The sequence below is a fragment of the Thermophilibacter mediterraneus genome, assembly GCF_900119385.1.
Lineage (GTDB): Bacteria > Actinomycetota > Coriobacteriia > Coriobacteriales > Atopobiaceae > Thermophilibacter > Thermophilibacter mediterraneus.
Map to the genome: position 1 here is coordinate 1 of NZ_FPKO01000007.1, position 18,740 is coordinate 18,740.

Sequence of the window (18,740 nt, forward strand, 5' to 3'; positions counted from 1 at the left end):
CTCGCGAAGAGGTCCGCGGCGCGCCCCCTGAGCGACGTGTCGTGCCTCAAGCGCTGGTCGGTCGACATGAGAAAGCCTCCCATCCCTCGGACTTTACTTTTCAGTCCAAGAAATGGGAGGCAGTTCACATGCGCATGGCGGGGCCTCTCGTTCTTCTCGGCGTCTGGTCTGAGCGATTGTACGCCTTGGGCGGACCGGGACTCGGCGCCGCGAAGGCGTGCGGCGCTTGCGGGCTTTCGGGTCTGTGGGCCTTCGCGTTCTTCTCGCCCCGCCGCCCGCAAACCTCACAGGTAGTGTGACCTGAAAAAATAAAGTAAATTACAAGAATAACGTGATTGTTCAAAACATGTGGTACGTACCACTGGCTGTGAGGTTTTGGGGCGACGCCGGACCTGCGGGTGACGCCGGGCCTGGGGCGACGGGCGCCTCGGCCCGGCCCCACGCCTGGGCCCGCCGCCCCGCGCCGTCCGGCCGCAGCCCCTCGTTCTTGTCGGCGGCGCATTGTTACAAGCTGCAGCCAAGACGCGCTGCGCCGGCCCGCGCGCGCTATCGTGGGCGCAGTCACAAAACGCCGTTTCGAGTCCAAGGGGGCACGCGACATGGAGAAGAAGGACATCGACTGGGGCAGCCTCGGCTTTGCCTACCAGCCCACCGACTACAGCTACGTCTGCAACTACCGTGACGGCGCCTGGGAGGAGGGCGGCCTCACGACCGACCACACCCTCACGCTCTCCGAGTGCGCGGGCATCTTCCACTACTGCCAGGAGGTCTTCGAGGGCCTCAAGGCCTACACCACCAAGAGCGGCGACATCGTGTGCTTCCGCCCGGACCTCAACGCCAGCCGCATGGCCGACTCCGCGCGCCGCATCGTGATGCCGCCCTTCCCGGAGGACAAGTTCGTCGAGGCCGTCAAGATGGTCGTCAAGGCTAACGAGGCGTGGGTGCCGCCCTTCGGCTCGGGCGCCACGCTCTACGTCCGCCCGTTCATGGTGGCCACCGGCAACGTCATCGGCGTCAAGCCGGCCGACGAGTACCAGTTCCGCATCCTCGTGACTCCGGTCGGCCCGTACTACTCCGGCGGCGTCAAGCCCGTCGCCGTCAAGGTCCCCGAGTACGACCGCGCCGCCCCGCACGGCACCGGTGCCATCAAGGCCGGCCTCAACTACGCCATGAGCCTCTACCCGAGCGTGCAGGCGCACGCCGAGGGCTTCGCGGACAACATGTTCCTCGACCCGCAGACCCACACCTACGTCGAGGAGTCCGGCGGCGCCAACTTCATGTTCGTGGACCGTGACGGCCAGATCGTGGTGCCGCAGTCCGCCACCGACTCCATCCTGCCGTCGATCACGCGCCGCAGCCTCGTGCAGGTGGCGCGCGACATGCTCGGCATGACCGTGGTGGAGCGCCCGGTGAAGTTCGAGGAGGTCGCGAGCGGCGCCTTCGTGGAGTGCGGCATGTGCGGCACCGCGGCCGTGATCAGCCCCGTCGGCAAGGTCGTCAACGGCGAGACCGAGGTCACCTTCGGCGAGGGCGGCATGGACCACGTGGGCCCCGTCATGGCAAAGCTGCGCGAGACCCTCACCGGCATCCAGGACGGCGAGATCGACGGTCCGGAGGGCTGGGTCGTCAAGATCTGCTAGGCGAGAAGGACCTGTCGCCACAAGACGCGCGCCCGCCCCTTTGGCCCCCTGGGCGCCGGAGGGGCGGGCGCTACTGCGCCGAGCGGCTTCGGGCGGCGAGGTCGATGAGGTCGGCGGTGGTGCAGGCGGGGGCCAGGACGAAGTTGGCGTCCGTCGCCGGGGCGGTCGGCTCGATGAGGTCGAGCGCCTCGAAGTAGTCCAGGGTGGCAAGGAGGTCGTTGGCCGAGGTGCTCACGAGCAGGAGCCTCCAGTCGAAGACGTCCTCACCGCTCACCTGGTACATCATCTGCGGGTGTCGGGGGAGCATGGTCCTCCTGTCCTCGCGCAGGAGGAACATCCCGATGGGGTGCCCGTCGTCCCCGTCGCGATAGAAGCGCGGCGCGAGCCTGGCCGCGTCCTCCCAGACGTCCTGGTCCTTCTGACGCCCGCCGCGCAGCCTGTCAAAGAGTCCCATATGTTCCCTCCGTCGTTCGGCCTCGCCTGTGCGAGACGCTACCACAGGGGCGCCCGGGGCCCCGCGGGCCCGGCGCCCCTCTCGGCGGGAGGTGCCCCGGGACGAGGGGAACGGGGCGCTCGCGTCTCGCGCTATACTGAACGGCTAGGAGACGACGGCCGCACGGCCAGCGAGAAGGGACCCGCCACATGGGACAGAAGGTTCAGGGCACCGAGGACCTCTTCGGCAGCTACATGCGCGCCTGGCAGCGGATGCAGGACGTCGCGCGCGACCTCTTTGGCGCCTACGGCTTCGACATGATCGAGACGCCCGCCATCGAGCAGGTCGACACCTTCGTCCACGGCATCGGCGAGTCCACCGACGTGGTGCGCAAGGAGATGTTCCGCGTGGTCTCGGGTGCCCTGTTCGGCGACCTGCTGGAGCGCGGCAGCGAGGCGCACCTCAAGCCGCGCCAGCGCATGGCGATGCGTCCCGAGGGCACGGCCGGCGTGGTGCGCGCCGCGGTGGAGAACAACTTCGTGCCGCAGGGCGCCGCCCCGGCCAAGCTCTGGTACGCGGAGGCGATGTTCCGCGGCGAGCGGCCCCAGAAGGGGCGCCTGCGCCAGTTCCACCAGGTGGGCGTCGAGTGGCTCGGAGCCGCCGACCCCGCCTCCGACGCCGAGTGCGTCATCATGCTCATGGAGTACTTCGAGCGCCTGGGCTTCGCGCGCGAGGACCTGCGCCTGACGATCAACTCGATGGGCGACGCCGCGTGCCGCCCCGCCTACCGCGACAAGGTGCGCGCCTTCATCCTCGACCACGCCGACGAGATGTGCGAGGACTGCCTCGAGCGCGCCCAGATCAACCCGCTGCGCGCCTTCGACTGCAAGAACGACCGCTGCCGCGAGGTCATGAAGGGCGCCCCGCTCGCCCCGGACAACCTCTGCGACGAGTGCGCCGAGCACTACGCTGCGGTCAAGCGCTACCTGGACGCCGCCGGCGTCGCCTACGCTGAGGACCCCACGCTCGTGCGCGGCTTGGACTACTACACCCGCACGGTCTTCGAGGTCGAGGCGGTGGGCGCGGGCGTGGGCGCCATTGGCGGCGGCGGCCGCTACGACGGCCTCGTCGAGCTCGAGGGCGGCAAGCCCACGCCGGGGCTCGGCTTCGCGGTGGGGTTCGAGCGCATCTGCCTGGCCCTCGCCGAGAAGGGCGTCGATCTGGGAGGGGAGGTCCCGGGCTGCGTCTACGTCGCCTCGACCGGCGGGGCGGCGGAGCGTGCGGCGGCCTTCGACGCGTGCCTCGCCCTGCGCCGCGCGGGCGTGCGCACCGAGGCCGACTACCAGGGCCGCTCGCTCAAGAGCCAGTTCAAGCAGGCTGACAAGCTGCGCGCGTCGCTCTGCGTGGTGCTCGGCGGCGACGAGGTCGCGGCCGGGGCGGCGACGCTGCGCGACATGGCGAGCCACGAGCAGGTCCAGGTTCCCATGGGCGATCTCGTCGACGCCGTTCGGGCGCGCCTGTAGCGGGACAGGGGGGGACGGAGGGGCTGTCACCGCTCCGTCCCCCCCGTCCCGCTACTGGTAGCGCAGGGACTCCACCGGGTCCATCTTCGCGGCGCGGCGGGCCGGGTACCAGCCAAAGACCACGCCGATTCCCACGCAGATGCCGGTCGCGACGGCGACCGTCGACGCCGAGATCACCGGGGAGATGGCGCCGCTCGCGCCCATCATGGAGCCGAGCGCCGAGCCCGCGACCGCGGCGAGCGCCCACGCGCCGCCGTACCCCACGCCGATGCCGATGACGCCGCCCACGATGCAGATGGTCACGCTCTCGAGCAGGAACTGCCCCGTGATGTCGCCGCGCCGCGCGCCGAGGGCCTTGCGCAGGCCGATCTCGCGGATGCGCTCGGTCACGTTGGTGAGCATCATGTTCATGATGCCGATGCCGCCCACCAGCAGCGAGATCCCCGCCACCGCGAGCGCCAGCATGCGGAAGGTCGCCGTGGTGGCGTCGAGCTGGTCGATGAGCGCCTGCGCGGTCTGCACGTAGACGTAGCCCTCGTCGCTCGAGAAGCTCGTCTGGTCCTCCTCGGGCCAGGGGATGCCGTAGCGGTCGTGGAGGTAGGCCTCGGTCGCGTCGGCCACGGCGTACATGTCCGAGCCCTCGCGCGCGAAGCCGAGGATCTGCCACGAGGCGTAGCCCCCCTGGCCGATGAGGCGCGTGACGGCCGTCTCCGCGGGCATGTAGCAGGTGTCGTTGTCGTAGGTGAAGCCCTCGTTGACCACGCCGACCACCGTGTACTGGCTCGACCCGATGCGCACGGTCTGACCCACGCAGTCGGCGTCGGGCGAGCCGAAGAGGTTCTTCACGGTGCTGCCCCCCAGCACCACCACCATGTCGCCCTCCGCGCTCTCCTCGGCGTCGAAGAGCCTCCCGCGCGAGGCCTCGTAGCCCATGGCCTGGAAGTACTCGGGCTCGCACGCGGTGATGTTGAGGTACTCGAGGGAGGCGGTGCTCGAGGAGGCCTGGGCGCTCGTGTAGGTGAATCCGGTCACGAACTCGTAGTCGCTCGCGAGCGCGGTGCCGATCTCCTCGATGTCGTCCTGGTCGAGCGGCTGGTTGCCCGGCGGCCAGCACGTGATGTTGACCGTGCGGGACATGTTGAGGCCGAGCTGCCCCACCAGCTGCGCCTTCACGCCGTCGATGAGTGCGGTCATGGCAATGACGGCGGCGATGCCGATGACGATGCCGAGCACCGTGAGCAGCGTGCGCGCGCGGTTGGCGAGCAGCGCGGAGGAGGTCTCGTAGGCGAGGTCGCGGGCTCTCATAGGGCGGGCACCCCCAGCAGGCGCGCTCGGCGCGCGGACGGCGCGGCGGGCGAGAAGGACCTCGGGCCGGCGGACGTCGCGGACGGCTCCGTCGCGGTGGCGTCGGCGCCCGCGGCATCGCCGCCCTTCTCGCCCCGCTCCTCGCGCTCGGCGAGCTCGGCCAGGTAGCGGCGCTCCTCCTCGTCGGAGAAGAGCTTGCCGTCGCGAATGTGGACGGTGCGGTCGGCCCAGGCGGCCACCTCGGGGTCGTGCGTGATGAGGACGATCGTCTTGCCGCGTCGCTGCATGCGGCGGAACGTGCGCATGACCATCTCGCCGGTGGCGGTGTCGAGGTTGCCGGTCGGCTCGTCGGCGAAGATGATCGACGGGTCGTTGACGAGCGCGCGGGCGATGGCGACGCGCTGCATCTGGCCGCCGGAGAGCTCGTTGGAGCGGTGGAGGTAGTGCTCCTCGGGCAGGCCCACGGAGCGCAGCGCGCGCCACGCGGCGAGCTCGCGGTCGCGCGGCGGCAGGTCGGAGTAGACGAGCGGCAGCATGACGTTGCGCAGCACGGTCGCGCGCGGCAGCAGGTTGAACGACTGGAAGACGAACCCGAGGCGCGAGGCGCGCACGTGGGCGAGGTCGTCCTCGGAGAGCTCCGTGACGTCGATGCCCTCGAGGCGGTAGGAGCCGGCGGTGGGGCGGTCGAGGCAGCCGAGGATGTTCATGAGCGTGGACTTGCCCGAGCCCGACGGCCCCATGATGGCGAGGAACTCCCCGCGCGCGACCGTGAGCGAGACGCCGCGCAGCGCGGGCGTGTAGCCGGCAGCGGTCTCGTAGATGCGCCAGGCGCGCTGGATGTCGATGGCGGGCGTCATGGCTAGGCCGCCGCATCGGCCGAGCTCGTGTCCGCCGTCGAGGTCCCGTCGTCGACGGGCACCTCGGAGCCCTCCGCGCCCACGAGGGCGTCGATCGAGGTGACGTCGGCGTCGGTCGCCGCGCTGTCGACGGCGGCGCCCTCGCCCGTCGCGCCGTCGTCGCCGACGACGTTGGTCACGGAGTACGGGTCGAGCACGACGAGGTCGCCGTCCGCGAGGTCGCCCTCGACGGCCGCGCTCGTGGCGCTCTGGGCGCTCACGGTGACCTCGCGGCGCTCGCACGCCTGGGTCTCGGGGTCGGTCATGACGTAGACGTAGTAGCTCATGCCGTCGTCGGTCGCAAGGGCGGAGACGGGGACGGTCATGGTGTCGGCCACGTGCTGCAGCAAGATCTCGACGCTCGCGGTCATGCCGGGCTTGAGCTCCGGCGTGGGGTTGGGGATGAGCAGCTCGACGTCATAGGTCACGACGCCGTAGTTGTAGCCGTAGGGGTCGGCGGAGGAGACGGTCGAGATGCGGGTCACCTCGGCGTCGAGCAGGGTGCCAGGGAGCGCCGAGAAGCTCACGCGCGCCGCCTGCCCCACGGCGATGCGCGAGATGTCGACCTCGTTGACCTGCACCTTGACGGTCATCTGGCTGAGGTCGGCAATCTGGATGAGCGGGCCGGAGGTGGTGGTCCCGTCGCCGCCCGAGACGCTTCCGCCCGCGCCGAGCGCGGCCCCCTGGACCGCGTTCATCACGACGACCGAGCCCGCGGCGGGGGCCGTGACCGTGCGCTTGCCTGCCTGGGCGACGGCCTGGTCATAGGTCTGCTGCGCGCTCTCGAGCGTGAGCTTTGCCGAGTCGATCTGCGTCGCCGCCTGCTGGACGTCCGCCCACGTGGCGGACGCGGGGACCTCGGTGGTGGTCCCGTCCCCGTTGTCGACGTAGGTCGGGCCCTTCTGGTACTCCTTGTAGGTCTGGTTGTAGGACTCCTGCGCCGACGACACCCCCGCCTTGGCGCTGCGGACGCCGATCTCCGCCTCGCGGACGGCCCGGTCGAGCTCGTCGTTGCGCACCGTGAGCAGGACGTCCCCCTCGTTCACGACCGAGCCCTCCGCGACGCTGACGGTCTCGATGATGCCGTCCACCTCCGGGGTCACCACCACCGAGGAGAGCGGCTGCGCGGTGCCCGTGGCCTGGACGGACTCCGAGAACTCGCCGAGGAAGGCGGGCATGGTCTGGACCTGCGGGGCCTCGGGCGCCTGGTTGGCGCCGGAGGTGATGACGCCCCAGGCGACGGCGGCGACGAGCGCGACGCCGCCGACGACGCTCGCCGCGACGATCTTCTTGCGGCGACGCGCCTTGCGGTGGCGCATGAGCGACTCGTAGGCCAGGCGCGCCTCGACGTCCTCGTCGGACTCGTCGGCGGCGGGCGCGGCGGCGTCGCCGGGGGCCGCCGCCGAGGGATCGGCGGGGGTTTCGTCCGCGCCGGGGGCCGCGTCGCGGACGGGGCCCCGCTGGATGATGCCGATCGGCTCCTGGACGACGGTCGGCTGCGATGCCGCGGAGTCGTCGGACGGCTGGTTCAGGGTGGTGTCGCTGCGTGCCATGCGGGGTCCTTTGCTCGGTTCGGGGGGTCGCCTCAAGCGTAGCCCATGCGCCGGACGCGGTGGGGACCCTCTTCGTCATCGCCGGGGCGGGCGGCAACGAAGCAGCAGGTGAGCGGCGGAGCTTACGATATTGTCACGACCCGTCCGCCCTCCGGATGCCCCGCCCCGCGGCGGCCCCCCGCGCCCGAGCGCCCACCTTGTGCTAGGGTTGCCCGGGAGAGGGGGTCGACATGGCGGACGGTCGCGTCATCTTTGAGGACGAGGTCCTTCTCGCCTGGGACAAGCCGGCGGGAATCCTCGTGCACGGCGACGGCACGGGCGCGAGGACGCTCACCGATGTCGTCGCCGCCCACCTGGCGGCCGAGGGCCGCGACGGCGTCGCCCCGCAGGCCGTCCAGCGCCTCGACGTCGAGACCACCGGGCTCGTGCTCTTCTCGCTCGACCGCTCGACGCAGCCCGCGCTCGACGCGCAGGTCGCGGGACACGCCATGCGGAAGCGCTACCTCGCGGTGGTCGCGGGCCGCGTGCCCTGGGCAGAGAGGGTCGTGCGCCTGCCCGTCGGGCGCGACCGCCACGACGCGCGGCGCATGCGCGCGTGCCGTCCCGGTCAGGGCAGGCCCGCGGAGACCCGCCTCACGCGCATGGACGTCCGGGAGGGCAGGACGCTGCTGATGGCGGAGCTCGTGACGGGACGGCGCCACCAGATACGCGTTCACCTCGCGTCGCTGGGGCACCCCATCGTGGGCGACGCGCTCTACGGAGGGGCGAGAAGCGCCTCCGGCCTGCTGCTCCACGCGTGGCGCGAGGAGCTCGACCACCCGCTGACCGGTGAGCGGCTGCGGCTCGAGACCCCCTGGCCCGAGCGGCTGTGGCCGGAGCCCGCGGCGTCGAACTCCGCGGCGTCGGCGCATAGGAATCGCCGCCCGTCGCAGTAGCGTCCCGCGCTCCGCATAGAAAACCGCGCTCGTTTCTGCGCCGTCCCGCGTGCTGCATAGAAAACCCCACCCGTCGCGGCGGCGACCCGCCCGCTGCTTTGGAATCGCCGCCCGTCGCAGTCGTGTCCTTCTCGGCGCATAGGAATCGCCGCCCGTTCGGTTCGAGGGGGCGGGCGAGCATAGAAATCCCCGGCAGTTTTGGGAGTGACCGGGCCTGCGTGGCTTTGGCCTTCGGACGGGCGAAGGTTCCTAAGCATGATGCGGCCCGTTTTTGCAACGCGAGAGAAAACTTAAGCGCTGCGTGGCCGTGGGCGGGCGCGGGGGAATCGCGGGTGGGCGCGCGCGGAGCTTGGAGCTCCCGTGGATGCAAACGGGCGAGAATTCCTAAGCGCACCGCGCCCCGATTCTGCGACGTGCGGGAATTGTTATGCACGCCGCAGGCTCCGCGCGCGTCCGGTAGCCGGCCCGGGTCCGTGCGCGCGACGGCGGGACCGCCGCCCCGCCCGCGGCCGCGCTGTGCGATACTGGAGGAAGCCTGCGCCCTCTGAGGGGACGGCGCCGGCTCCGTATGACACCAGCCAGGAGAGGGGCAGCGATGGCCGACACCATGCGTGGCGTGTACACCAACCTGACCGAGATCCGCCGCAACGTGTTCTCCAGCGTGGCAAAGATCGCCTACGACATGGGGGAGGACGACGAGAAGACCACCCGCCGCAAGCTCCGTGACCTCCCGTACGAGATCATCCCCGGCGACGTCGCCACCTACCGCGAGTCGGTCTTCCTCGAGCGCGCCATCGTCGAGCAGCGCATCCGCCTCGCCATGGGCCTGCCGCTGCAGGGCGTCGACCACCGCGAGAGCCTCACCGAGGGCCTCGCGGAGGCCTCCGTGGCCGAGACCTACTACCAGCCGCCGCTCGTCAACGTCATCAAGTTCGCGTGCAACGCGTGCGAGGACAACGTCTATCGCGTGACCGACTCCTGCCAGGGCTGCCTCGCGCACCCGTGCCGCGAGATCTGCCCCAAGGGCGCCATCACCTTCAAGGACAAGAAGGCCTTCATCGACCAGGAGAAGTGCATCCACTGCGGCATGTGCTTCAACGCCTGCCCCTACCACGCCATCCAGCACCACGTGCGCCCCTGCGCCGACGCCTGCGGCATGAACGCCATCGGCTCCGACGAGCACGGTCGCGCCCAGATCGACTACGAGAAGTGCGTCTCCTGCGGCCAGTGCCTCATCAACTGCCCGTTCGGCGCCATCGCCGACAAGAGCCAGATCTTCCAGGTCATCCAGGCCATCAACCGCGGCGACGAGGTCATCGCCGCCGTCGCGCCCGCCTTCGTGGGCCAGTTCGGCGGCAAGGGCAACGTCGACAAGCTCCGTCAGGCCTTCTCGATGCTCGGCTTCTCCGGCATGGAGGAGGTCGCCGTGGGCGCCGACCTCTGCACCGTCCAGGAGGCCGAGGACTTCCTCGAGGAGGTTCCCGACAAGATCCCGTTCATGGGCACCTCGTGCTGCCCGGCATGGTCGGTCATGGCCAAGACGGAGTTCCCGGACCACGCCGACTGCATCTCGATGGCGCTCACGCCCATGACGCTCACCGCGCGCCTGCTGCGCAAGCGCCACCCGAGCGCCAAGATTGTCTTCGTGGGGCCGTGCTCGGCCAAGAAGCTCGAGGCCATGCGCGAGTCCGTGCGCTCCGAGGTCGACTTCGTGCTCACCTTCGAGGAGATGGCGGGCATGATGAAGGCGCGCGGCATCAACGAGTACACCAAGCTCACCGGCGAGGGGGAGTCCGACTTCGAGGTGGCGTCCGCCGACGGCCGCGGCTTCGCGGTGGCGGGCGGCGTCGCGAGCGCCGTGGTCAACGCCATCAAGCGCCGCTACCCCGACCGCGAGGTCAACGTGGTCAACGCGGAGGGCCTCGAGAACTGCCGCAAGATGATGAAGGACGCCGTCAAGGGCAAGTACCCGGGCTACCTGCTCGAGGGCATGGCGTGCCCGGGCGGCTGCGTCGCCGGCGCCGGCACGCTGCAGCCCATCAACAAGAGCGCCGCGGCGGTCAAGCGCTACGCGAAGAAGTCGCCGCGCAAGAACGCGACGGAGAACTCCTTCCGCATGCTCATCCCGGCGCTCGAGCGCGAGGGTGACGGCAAGCACCCCGAGGAGTAGCGAGAGGGGACGTCGGCCGGGCGCCCCGGCGCCGGCCGCGACGAGACGAACGAACGATGGCGGGGGGACGCGGCGCGCTGCCGGGCGTCCCCCCGTCGAGTTGAGGGGAACACATGCTCAAGGTTGACCAGGCGATCCTGCACGTCTTTGACTTCGACTCCGGCTCCACGTACTTCTCGGAGCGCCCGCTCGACCTGGACGTGCGGGCCACGCGCTCCTTCGTCCAGCGCCACCTGCGCAAGATCTCGTCCAATGCCGAGAGCCGCCACGGCGAGTTCGCCCCGGACTCCGGCTTTGCCACGGAGCTGCAGCGCTACCTGGCGGGGGAGCGCGAGTTCGTGGAGTTCTCCGTCGAGATCGCGCAGTGGTTCTGGGAGGAGCTGCGCCGATCCGAGGACCTCGAGCAGTGCGACCTGCTCGTCGCCGACTTCGTCGACACGGACGCCGCCGCGGGCGAGGAGGTCGAGTTCGAGGGCGAGGCGGGGAGCCGCTACTTCGCCGTGGAGCTGCTGCCGCGCCGGCAGGCGTTCGTGCACGAGGTCGAGGGCGACGCCAACGGCATCTCGCGCGTGGACGCGACCCTGCCCAACCCCTCGCAGAAGGTCGCGAGCTACCTGCTCGTGGACGCCCGCACCGGCTCCATCGACTTCCACGACAAGGAGCGCGCGGTCGGCGGGGAGTCTGTCATGGTGATTCCCGAGCGCTTCCTTCAGTGCACGAGCGAGGCGTCGAGCCACGAGGTCATCGACGAGGTGAGCGTGATCGTGCGCGACGTGGCGGAGGAGTTCGGCCTGGAGCCCGCCGTCGAGGTGGGGCGCGCCAAGGCCGTGGTGGCGCGGACCGCCGACGTCGACGAGTCCTTCTCGCCGGCCGAGGTGGGGCGCGCCGTGTTCTCCGAGCGCCCCGACGTGGCCGAGCGCTTCGAGGAGCGCGTGCGCGAGGCGTCCCTGCCCGAGGAGGCCCCGGTGCGCCGCGGCGTCGCCAACCGGCTGACGCGCAGCCACAAGATCCGCACCGACACCGGAGTCGAGATCACCTTCCCCTCGGAGCTCGCGGACCGTCCCGGCTACCTGGACTTCTCGACCGACGCCGAGGGGCGCATCACGATCACCGTGGGCAACGTCGCCAAGATCGAGAACCGCTAGGCCCGCGGCGCCGCGCCGCGCGCGGGCGCCCGCGCGCCGCTCGGCACCGTGTGCAAATCATGGCACCGCGTCACGCGCGGGGTTTGACGCTAGAATGGGGGAGCGTGTCTTCTGCACCCCATTCGTACCCAAGGAGACCCCATGCCCCGAGACTACGTCTCTCGCAGCGACTCCCGCCGTCGCCATGACGGCATCGCCTGCCTCGCCCCTCGCGGCGTCACCCGTCGCGACGCGCTGAGGCTCCTCATGGGCGCCGCGCTCGGCGCCGCCGCCTCGTCCGCCCTCCTCCCTGTGAGCGCCCTCTCCGAGCCGAGCACCCAGCAGAAGCTCGACGCCGCCCAGATGAGCTACGAGCAGGCCCAGGCCGAGCTCGAGGCCATCGGCAACGAGGTCGCCGACGCCGCCGCCCAGCTCTCCCAGACCCAGGCGCAGGTGAGCGACCTCACCGAGCAGGTCAGCCAGAAGCAGTCCGAGATCGACGCCAAGCAGGACCAGATCGACGAGACCCAGTCGCAGATCGACCAGAAGCAGGACGACATCGACGCCAAGCAGGCCGAGATCGAGCGCCGCCAGAAGGCGCTCGGCGACCGCATGAGCTCGTCGTACAAGGCCGGGTCCACCTCGACGCTCGACCTGCTGCTCTCGTCCGCGACCTTCGAGGAGCTCACGAGCAACATCTACTACCTCGACAAGGTCAGCGAGGCCGACCGTGAGATGATCGACGGCGTCAAGACCCTCAAGGCCGAGCTCGAGCAGGACAAGGCGGACCTCGAGCAGGCGAAGGCCGACCTCGAGACGCAGAAGGCGGAGCTCGAGACGCAGAAGGCCGACCTCGAGGAGCAGAAGGCCGAGCTCGAGGAGCTCGAGTCGCAGCAGGCGGCCGAGCTCGAGGCCGTCCGCGCCAAGCAGGCCGAGGCGGAGGATCTCGTCAACAACCTCGACAGCCAGGTCAAGGACCTCATGGCCCAGCGCGACGCCGAGCTCCTCGCCGCGCAGCAGGCCGCCCAGGAGGCGCAGCAGCCCGACGAGGTCATCATCACCGGCTCGGGCTCGCTCGCCGCGGTCCAGAGCGCCACGTACTCCACGCCGTCGCCGGGCTCCGGCCTGTGCGCCGCGTGGGTCTCGAACGTCTTCCGCAACGCCGGGATCGGCTCGTTCTACGGCAACGCAGACGACATGTACTACCGCTGGTGCGGCTACTCGACCTCGCAGATCCAGCCCGGCATGATCATCGCCGTGAACACCGCGCCCTTCAGCGCCGCCGCCGTCATCTACGGCCACGTGGGAATCTACGTGGGCAACGGGACCGTGCGCCACAACCGCAGCGGAGTTGTGCGCAGCGACTCGCTCTCCAGCTGGGTGAGCATGTACAGCGCAACGGCGACGGTGCGCTGCGGCTGGCTCGGCGGCGTCACGCTCTCGTAGCGTCGCGCCCGCTGTCACGGAGGTGACGCGATCATGACGAGGGGGATCCAGGATCCGCGCACGCACCGCCCGAGCGCCCTCGAGCAGCAGCGGCGCGGCCGCGGCCTCTTGGTCGTGACCGGCGCGCTCGCGCTCGTGCTCATGGGCGGCGTCGGCGCGCTCGCGGGACTCGTCGCGAGCCCGTGCCCGGACGGGCCGGGGCAGTCGAGCAGGGACGGGTCGATCGTCGTCGAGCCGGGGGCGCCGCAGGGCGAGGGGGACCAGGGGCCCGACGCGCCCGCCGACGACGAGCGCCGCGCGTCGCTCGAGCTCGACCCCGGCCGCGACACCGCCTGGAACTACGAGGGGACCGGTGAGAAGACGGTCTACCTGACCTTCGACGACGGCCCCTCGGAGAACACCCCGCGCGTCCTCGACGTCCTCGAGCGCTACGGCGTCAAGGCGACGTTCTTCGTGACCGGGCACGAGCCGGACAAGCGCGGCTACATCAAGGATGCCTACGACCGCGGCAACTCCATCGGCCTGCACACGATGTCGCACGACTACGCTGCGGTCTACGCCTCCGAGGACGCGTTCTTCTCGGACCTCGAGCAGGTGGGCGAGGTCGTCCGCGAGCAGATCGGCTTCGTGCCGTTTCTTACGCGGTTCCCGGGCGGGGCGTCCAACACCATCTCGGCGAACTACTGCCCCGGCATCATGAGCGCGCTCTCGCGCGACGTGCCGGCGCGCGGCTACCAGTACTTTGACTGGAACGTGTCCTCGGGCGACGCCTCGGGGACCAACGTCAGCGCGGACACGATCGTGTCGAGCTCCTGCGTCGAGGGCTACACCAACGTGATGCTGCTCTTCCACGACTCGAACACCAAGGACACGACCCCCGACGCGCTTCCGCGCATCATCGAGTTCTACCGCGACCGGGGCTACCGCTTCGAGCCCATCACGCGCGACTCCTTCGTCTGCCACCACGGCGTGAGCAACTGACGCGCGACGGACGGCGGCGGGGCGGCGACCCCGATGGCCGCCGCCCCGCCGCCTCGCGCCCGCTACGCCGCCTCGAACTGCGAGTTGTAGAGCTCCGCGTAGAAGCCGCCACGTGCGAGGAGCTCCTCGTGCGTGCCCTTCTCCACCACGTCTCCGTCTCGCAGCACCAAGATGACGTCCGCGCTCCTGATCGTCGACAGCCGGTGCGCGATCACGAAGCTCGTCCTGCCGCGCATGAGCTCGTCCATCGCGCGCTGGATGAGCTCCTCGGTGCGCGTGTCGACGTTCGAGGTCGCCTCGTCGAGGATGAGCGCCGGACGGTCCGCGAGCACGGCGCGCGCGATCGTCACGAGCTGGCGCTGCCCCTGGGAGAGGTTGGTCCCCTCCTCGTTGATGACGAAGTCGTACCCCCCGGCGAGCGTGTGGATGAAGTGGTCGCAGCGCGCCGCCCGCGCCGCCTCCTCGACCTCCTCGTCGGTGGCGTCGGGGCGCCCGTAGCGGATGTTCTCGCGGATGGTTCCGTTGAACAGCCACGTGTCCTGCAGCACCATCGCGAACTCCTCGCGCAGCGCCGCGCGGTCCCACTGCCGCACGTCGATGCCGTCGACGGAGAGCGACCCCGCGTCCACGTCCCAGAAGCGCTGCAGCAGCTTGATGAGCGTGGTCTTGCCCGCGCCCGTGGGGCCGACGATGGCGACGGTCTGCCCCGGCTCCGCGACGCAGGAGAAGTCGTGGATGACGGTCTGGCCGGGCACGTAGCCAAAGCGCACGTGGTCGAACTCGACGCGCCCCTCGCGCCTCGCGGGGACCCGCGCCTCTGCGGGCTCGGTCTCCTCCGGCGCGGAGAGGAACTCGAAGACGCGCTCGGTGGCCGCCGCCATGGACTGCAGCGTGTTCGAGACGTTGGCGATCTGCTGGATGGGCTGGGTGAAGTTGCGCACGTACTGTATGAAGCTCTGGATGTCGCCGGGGCCCGCCTGGCCGGTGAGGCAGAGCCCCGCGCCCACCACCACGACGCCCACGTAGCCCATGTTGCCCACGAGGCTCATGAGCGGCATCATGAGGCCGCTCAGGAACTGGCTGCGCCAGGCGCTCGTGAACAGGCGGTCGTTCTGTCGCTCGAACGCCTCGACGGCGCTGTCGGCGCGGTCGAAGACCTGGATCACGCCCTGCCCGGCGAAGTCCTCCTCCACGATGCCGTTCACCGTGCCGAGTACCTGCTGCTGCTCGCGGAAGTAGCGCTGCGAGAAGTGCACGACCACGCCCACGATGAGGAGGCTCGCCGGCAGCGTGAGCACCGTCACGCCCGTGAGGGGGAGGCTGATCGAGAGCATCATCACGAGCACGCCCACGACCTGCGTGACCGAGGTGATGAGCTGCGTGACCGACTGGTTGAGCGACTGCCCGAGCGTGTCGACGTCGTTGGTGATGCGGCTGAGGACGTCGCCCTTGCTGTGCTCGTTGAAGTAGCCCATGGGGACCACCGAGATCTTCTCGGCGATCTCCTTGCGCATGCGGTAGCAGATCTTCTGCGTGACGCCCGTCATGAGCCATCCCTGCACGAGGCTGCACGCGGAGCTCGCGAGGTAGATGCCCAGGAGCCCCAGCAGCGTGGCGCCGATCCACCCGAAGTCGACCGACCCCGTGCCCTGGACCGTGGCGACGAGCCCCTCGAAGAGCCTCGTCGTGACGGTGCCCAGCACGCGGGGGCCGACGATGTTGAAGACCACCGACCCCACCGCGAACAGGCAGGCGAGAAGAACCGCGAGCCTGTGGCGCCCGACGTAGCCGAGCAGGCGTCGGATGGTTCCCTTGAAGTCCTTGGCGCGCTCGACCTGGCGCGGACCGTGTCCGACGCGCGGCATCAGCGCTCACCTCCCCTCGTGCTCGAGAGGGGACGGTCCCCTCCCTGGCAATCCCTCGAGCCAGCGAGGCCGAGCTCCTCGGCGGAGAGCTGGCTCTGGGCGATCTCCAGGTACGTGGGGCAGGAGCGCAGCAGCTCCTCGTGGGTGCCCCGTCCCACGACGTGTCCCTCGTCGAGGACGATGATCTCGTCCGCGTGCATGATCGTGGCGATGCGCTGCGCCACCACCACGACCGCCGCGTCGGTGACGGAGCGCGCGAGCTCGGTGCGCAGGCGCGCGTCGGTGGCGTAGTCGAGCGCCGAGAACGAGTCGTCGAAGACGAGGACCTCGGGGCGCTTGGCGAGGGCGCGGGCGATGGCGAGGCGCTGGCGCTGACCGCCGGACACGTTGGTGCCGCCCTGCGAGATCGGCGCGTCGTACCCCTCGGCGCGGTCCTCGATGAAGTCCGTCGCCTGGGCGACGCGAGCGGCCTCGCGCATGTCGTCGTCGGTCACGGAGTCGCCCGCGAACTTGAGGTTGGACTCGACGGTGCCCGAGAAGAGCATGCCCTGCTGCGGGACGTAGCCGATGCGCCGCCTCAGCTCCGAGAGGCTCCAGTCGCGCACGTCGATGCCGTCGAGCAGCACGCCCCCGCCCGTGACGTCGTAGAGGCGAGGGATGAGCTGGACGAGGGTGGACTTGCCCGACCCCGTGGAGCCGATGATGCCCGTGACCTGGCCGGGGTGCGTGGTGAAGCTCACGCCCTGGATCACGTCGCGGCGGGCGTCGGGGTACTGGAAGCTCACGTCGCGGAACGTGAGCTCGCCGCGCGGCGCGTCCTCGGCGGGAAGCTTGGGGCGCGCGGGGTCGCAGATCGAGAGCGGGCAGTCGACGACCTCCTGGATGCGCTCCGCGGCGACCTCGGCGCGCGGCAGGATCACGGAGACCATCGTGAGGATCATGAAGGCCATGACGATCTGCATGGTGTAGGAGATGAAGGCCATCATGTCGCCAACCTGCATGGCGCCCTCGGCCACGCCGTGGCTGCCGAGCCAGACGATGAGCACGGTGACGCAGTTCATGACAAACATGAGCAGCGGCATCATGAAGCTCATGGCACGGTTGGTGAAGAGCTGGGTGTCCATGAGGTCGCGGCTGGCGTCGTCGAAGCGCTCGAGCTCGTGGCGCTCGCGCCCGAAGGCGCGGATGGGCATGATGCCGTCGAGCATCTCGCGCGCCACGAGGTTCACGCGGTCGACGTAGGACTGCATGCGCTTGAACTTGGGCATCGTGAGGCCCATGAGCACGCCGACCACGGCGGACACGGCGATCACGGCGACGCCGATGGTCCACTCGAGCCCCGTCGAGGTGGCGAGCACGCGCAGCACCGCAACGACGCCCATGATGGGCGCCATGAGCACGAGGCGCATGAACATGGTCGCCGCCATCTGGACCTGCTGGACGTCGTTGGTGCAGCGAGTGATGAGCGAGGCCTGGCTGAAGCGGTTCACCTCGGCGGGCGAGAAGCGCATCACGTGGTCGAACGCCTGGCGGCGCAGGTCGCGTGCGATGGTGGCGGCGGTGTGCGACGCGATGGCGCCGATGAGCACCGTGGCCGCCAGGCTGACGAGGCACAGGCCGAACATCGTCGCGGCGGTGCGCGCGAGGTAGGCGTTCTGGACGTCGGCGGCGGGGATGCCCTGGGCCTCGTACTCGGCGCTCACGTACGAGATCGCACGCTGGGCGAGGATGCTCCCGCCCATCTGCCCCATCTGCTCGCCGAGGGACTCGGCGGCGCCGGCGAGCTGGTCGCGCGTCACGAGCCCCGCGTCGACGGCCGCGCGCACGGCGTCGAGGTCGAGGGTGCCGGTCATGGCGGCCCCCGCCGCGGGGCCGTCCCCCGACTGCGACGTCCCCGCGAGCGCGGAGGCGTCGACCCCCTGCTCGAGCGCGAGGACGGCGACCTCGGGCGTCGCCATGGCGGCGGCGAGCTCCGACCCCTCGTCCTTCTCTGCGTCCGTGCCCTGGTAGGCGCGGATGCCGGCGTCGTCCGCGGGGGCGTACGCCGCCTCGACGAGCGCGGCGTCGTCCTCGGTCATGAAGAGCTCGAGGTCGGCGAGCGACTCGGCTCGGATGGTGTCCGGCACCGGGGACTCGATGCCGCCCTGCTGGATGCCCACGTCGACGATCTCCGACATGTAGGTGGGCAGCGCGAGGTCCGCGTTGCACGAGATTACGAGCAGCGCCACCACGGCGACGAGCGCCAGGAGGTGCTTGCGGAACAGGCGTACGATCCTCATGCGCTCGCCCCCTCCACGCGCCCCTCGATTGTGGAGCGCAGCCGGCCGACGATGCGCACGAGCTCGGAGGCGTCGCGGTCGCCGAGCTCCCCGAGGGTCGACGCGAGGCCGGCGAGGGCCTCCCTGCGGCGCGAATCGGCCAGGGACCGGCCGGCGTCGGTGAGGGCCACCTCGACGGCGCGCCGGTCGCGCGCGGAGTGGCTCCTGGTCACGAGGCCCTTCTCCTCGAGGGAGCGCAGGATGTTCGCGACGCGGGCGCTCGACACGTGCGCCGAGGCCGAGAGCTCGCCGGGGGAGAGGGGGCCGTCGGCCCGCGCGAGCTCGTTGAGCACGGCCATCTCGCCGCGGAGCTCGTTGACGACCATGGGCCCGAGGGCCTTCCCGATGCCCTTGAGCTCCGCGACGAGCCGCAAGGCGAGCTCGTCGTAGGGTGAGGTGTCCTCCATCCGATTCTCCTAACACTAGAAGCCGCTAACGGTGTGAGATAGTACCCGGGCCGCGAGCTTGGCTTTCATTCAGGCATCGCCGCCACGACGTCTTCACATCGGCTGCCCGGCCCGTCTCGGCTCGCCGTGTACCGAGGCCGACCG

General features: G+C 70.4%; 14 protein-coding genes. 7 read left to right on the top strand and 7 right to left on the bottom strand.

Features of this window, described 5'->3' with window-relative positions; genetic code table 11:
- The first annotated feature begins 599 nt into the window (after window positions 1-599).
- On the top strand, window positions 600-1,640 hold the full coding sequence (locus BQ7106_RS00110) for a branched-chain amino acid aminotransferase (RefSeq protein WP_072369441.1): 1,041 nt from the start codon (window positions 600-602) through the stop codon (window positions 1,638-1,640).
- A gap of 70 nt (window positions 1,641-1,710) precedes the next feature.
- On the opposite strand, the gene BQ7106_RS00115 is transcribed toward BQ7106_RS00110, so the two are convergent.
- Window positions 1,711-2,094, bottom strand: coding sequence for a hypothetical protein (locus BQ7106_RS00115; protein WP_072369444.1), 384 nt, complete (start codon window positions 2,092-2,094; stop codon window positions 1,711-1,713).
- A gap of 188 nt (window positions 2,095-2,282) precedes the next feature.
- Between BQ7106_RS00115 and hisS the strand changes: the two genes are divergently transcribed.
- Window positions 2,283-3,596: a histidine--tRNA ligase gene (gene hisS, locus BQ7106_RS00120; RefSeq protein WP_072369447.1), complete on the top strand. Its 1,314-nt coding sequence runs from the start codon at window positions 2,283-2,285 to the stop codon at window positions 3,594-3,596.
- A gap of 51 nt (window positions 3,597-3,647) precedes the next feature.
- On the opposite strand, the gene BQ7106_RS00125 is transcribed toward hisS, so the two are convergent.
- From BQ7106_RS00125 to BQ7106_RS00135, 3 genes are read right to left on the bottom strand one after another with little or no spacing between them, the layout of a single operon-like run.
- Complete coding sequence (locus BQ7106_RS00125) at window positions 3,648-4,901, bottom strand: ABC transporter permease (RefSeq protein ID WP_072369449.1); 1,254 nt, start codon at window positions 4,899-4,901, stop codon at window positions 3,648-3,650.
- Entirely contained in the window at window positions 4,898-5,758 is an 861-nt protein-coding gene (locus BQ7106_RS00130) for an ABC transporter ATP-binding protein (RefSeq protein WP_083526803.1), read from the bottom strand. The genes BQ7106_RS00125 and BQ7106_RS00130 overlap by 4 nt, the downstream gene beginning before the upstream one ends.
- A 2-nt stretch (window positions 5,759-5,760) precedes the next feature.
- On the bottom strand, window positions 5,761-7,350 hold the full coding sequence (locus BQ7106_RS00135; RefSeq protein WP_083526804.1) for an efflux RND transporter periplasmic adaptor subunit: 1,590 nt from the start codon (window positions 7,348-7,350) through the stop codon (window positions 5,761-5,763).
- 230 nt (window positions 7,351-7,580) lie between these two features.
- Between BQ7106_RS00135 and BQ7106_RS00140 the strand changes: the two genes are divergently transcribed.
- From BQ7106_RS00140 to BQ7106_RS00160, 5 genes are all read left to right on the top strand, one after another.
- Window positions 7,581-8,285 (top strand): RluA family pseudouridine synthase, encoded by a 705-nt coding sequence (locus BQ7106_RS00140; RefSeq protein ID WP_072369451.1) that lies wholly within the window; start codon window positions 7,581-7,583, stop codon window positions 8,283-8,285.
- Window positions 8,286-8,880: 595 nt separating this feature from the next.
- Window positions 8,881-10,455 carry a 4Fe-4S dicluster domain-containing protein gene (locus tag BQ7106_RS00145; RefSeq protein ID WP_072369453.1) on the top strand — a complete coding sequence of 525 codons (1,575 nt, stop codon included), beginning with the start codon at window positions 8,881-8,883 and terminating at the stop codon, window positions 10,453-10,455.
- 113 nt (window positions 10,456-10,568) lie between these two features.
- Window positions 10,569-11,600, top strand: a complete 1,032-nt coding sequence (locus BQ7106_RS00150) for a nucleoid-associated protein (protein ID WP_072369456.1) — start codon at window positions 10,569-10,571, stop codon at window positions 11,598-11,600.
- 141 nt (window positions 11,601-11,741) lie between these two features.
- On the top strand, window positions 11,742-13,025 hold the full coding sequence (locus tag BQ7106_RS00155; protein WP_240307385.1) for a coiled-coil domain-containing protein: 1,284 nt from the start codon (window positions 11,742-11,744) through the stop codon (window positions 13,023-13,025).
- Window positions 13,026-13,058: 33 nt separating this feature from the next.
- Window positions 13,059-14,006: a polysaccharide deacetylase family protein gene (locus BQ7106_RS00160; protein WP_072369458.1), complete on the top strand. Its 948-nt coding sequence runs from the start codon at window positions 13,059-13,061 to the stop codon at window positions 14,004-14,006.
- Between the two features lie 62 nt (window positions 14,007-14,068).
- Here BQ7106_RS00160 and BQ7106_RS00165 read toward each other — a convergent pair whose 3' ends face one another.
- Genes BQ7106_RS00165 through BQ7106_RS00175 form a run of 3 tightly spaced genes read right to left on the bottom strand, consistent with a single transcriptional unit; the run spans window position 14,069 to window position 18,596 of the window.
- Window positions 14,069-15,871, bottom strand: a complete 1,803-nt coding sequence (locus BQ7106_RS00165; RefSeq protein ID WP_072369461.1) for an ABC transporter ATP-binding protein — start codon at window positions 15,869-15,871, stop codon at window positions 14,069-14,071.
- On the bottom strand, window positions 15,871-18,150 hold the full coding sequence (locus BQ7106_RS00170) for an ABC transporter ATP-binding protein (protein WP_072369463.1): 2,280 nt from the start codon (window positions 18,148-18,150) through the stop codon (window positions 15,871-15,873). The genes BQ7106_RS00165 and BQ7106_RS00170 overlap by 1 nt, the downstream gene beginning before the upstream one ends.
- Entirely contained in the window at window positions 18,147-18,596 is a 450-nt protein-coding gene (locus tag BQ7106_RS00175; protein ID WP_072369466.1) for a MarR family winged helix-turn-helix transcriptional regulator, read from the bottom strand. Before BQ7106_RS00175 ends, BQ7106_RS00170 begins: the two co-directional genes overlap by 4 nt.
- Window positions 18,597-18,740: the final 144 nt, after the last annotated feature.

Coding starts and splice junctions, on each gene's coding strand:
- BQ7106_RS00110 (WP_072369441.1), top strand. CDS start 600: ATGGAGAAGAAGGACATCGACTGGGGCAGCCTCGGCTTTGCCTACCAG.
- BQ7106_RS00115 (WP_072369444.1), bottom strand. CDS start 2,094: ATGGGACTCTTTGACAGGCTGCGCGGCGGGCGTCAGAAGGACCAGGAC.
- hisS (WP_072369447.1), top strand. CDS start 2,283: ATGGGACAGAAGGTTCAGGGCACCGAGGACCTCTTCGGCAGCTACATG.
- BQ7106_RS00125 (WP_072369449.1), bottom strand. CDS start 4,901: ATGAGAGCCCGCGACCTCGCCTACGAGACCTCCTCCGCGCTGCTCGCC.
- BQ7106_RS00130 (WP_083526803.1), bottom strand. CDS start 5,758: ATGACGCCCGCCATCGACATCCAGCGCGCCTGGCGCATCTACGAGACC.
- BQ7106_RS00135 (WP_083526804.1), bottom strand. CDS start 7,350: ATGGCACGCAGCGACACCACCCTGAACCAGCCGTCCGACGACTCCGCG.
- BQ7106_RS00140 (WP_072369451.1), top strand. CDS start 7,581: ATGGCGGACGGTCGCGTCATCTTTGAGGACGAGGTCCTTCTCGCCTGG.
- BQ7106_RS00145 (WP_072369453.1), top strand. CDS start 8,881: ATGGCCGACACCATGCGTGGCGTGTACACCAACCTGACCGAGATCCGC.
- BQ7106_RS00150 (WP_072369456.1), top strand. CDS start 10,569: ATGCTCAAGGTTGACCAGGCGATCCTGCACGTCTTTGACTTCGACTCC.
- BQ7106_RS00155 (WP_240307385.1), top strand. CDS start 11,742: ATGCCCCGAGACTACGTCTCTCGCAGCGACTCCCGCCGTCGCCATGAC.
- BQ7106_RS00160 (WP_072369458.1), top strand. CDS start 13,059: ATGACGAGGGGGATCCAGGATCCGCGCACGCACCGCCCGAGCGCCCTC.
- BQ7106_RS00165 (WP_072369461.1), bottom strand. CDS start 15,871: ATGCCGCGCGTCGGACACGGTCCGCGCCAGGTCGAGCGCGCCAAGGAC.
- BQ7106_RS00170 (WP_072369463.1), bottom strand. CDS start 18,150: ATGAGGATCGTACGCCTGTTCCGCAAGCACCTCCTGGCGCTCGTCGCC.
- BQ7106_RS00175 (WP_072369466.1), bottom strand. CDS start 18,596: ATGGAGGACACCTCACCCTACGACGAGCTCGCCTTGCGGCTCGTCGCG.